Origin of the sequence: Bartonella sp. AP65SXKL, assembly GCF_042195725.1 — a bacterium.
Taxonomy (GTDB): Bacteria; Pseudomonadota; Alphaproteobacteria; order Rhizobiales; family Rhizobiaceae; genus Bartonella.
Map to the genome: position 1 here is coordinate 1 of NZ_JBHIOW010000079.1, position 869 is coordinate 869.

The 869-nt window shown below is 37.5% G+C and carries 1 protein-coding gene and 1 pseudogene; both read left to right on the forward strand.

The window, feature by feature from the left end; all coding sequences use genetic code 11:
• The first annotated feature begins 159 nt into the window (after positions 1 to 159).
• On the forward strand, positions 160 to 651 hold the full coding sequence (locus tag ACFIMP_RS09765; protein WP_375686340.1) for an HNH/ENDO VII family nuclease: 492 nt from the start codon (positions 160 to 162) through the stop codon (positions 649 to 651).
• A gap of 137 nt (positions 652 to 788) precedes the next feature.
• Positions 789 to 869 (forward strand): annotated as a pseudogene (locus ACFIMP_RS09770) (SMI1/KNR4 family protein); the annotation flags it as partial.

The window sequence follows — 869 nt, forward strand, 5'->3', positions numbered from 1 at the left end:
AATGAATAAAAAGAGGGGGGAGGATGGAGCACTCAATGCCGGTTTTGAATTCAGCTAAATGACAGGTAAACCACTAGGAAAAGCAGTGGTATTGTAAGTGCTGCAGCTGGATTAGCCAAGGAAGGTGTAAAGCTTACCGAAAAGGCTGTGATCAAATTCATGGCCAGGAAAGATTTTGCCCAATGCGCTTCCAAGAAAAATCTTGCAGAATTTGCTGCTCAGGGAGATTTTGCCAAACTTGCTAAGAAAAAAGATCTTACAAAAGCTGCTTCTGGAGAAAAAAAGCTTTGGTTAAACAAAAAACCCACTAAATTTACAGATAGCAAATTTGGTCAGACAAACAAAGTTTATCAGAGAGACGATTTGTTCGATCCTAACAGAATTTCTGAGTGGATGGTAAAAGGAGAAAAAGTATGGGGGACCAATATTGAGAGAATGGAAACAGGAAGAGCACCTATTGGTTTTGATAATGAATCTGTTGAGTTGCATCATTTGTTACAAACGCATGATGGTCCCATAGCAGAAATCAGCAAGGAATCTCATAACAAATACATCAATCGCTTATTGATAGACAAAAGTTTGATAAGTGGAGAGAGGAATATTGGAAGGAACGCGCTAAAGATTATAGAGCAGAAAAAAACAGTAATTTAGGAGGAATAATCGATATGAAATGGGGTATTCTAGGGATAGATTTTGATAGATGGGGACAGGAGCATCGGCAGTAATGATCTACGGTTGATAAAAAGAGCAAAACAGCAACTTAAAGAATAATTGATGGAGAATAATTGATGAAAACCTATACCTTGGATGATGTTGCACAATTAATTAATAAATATCCGGATGTTATAGATTTTGGCACAGCAGAGGAT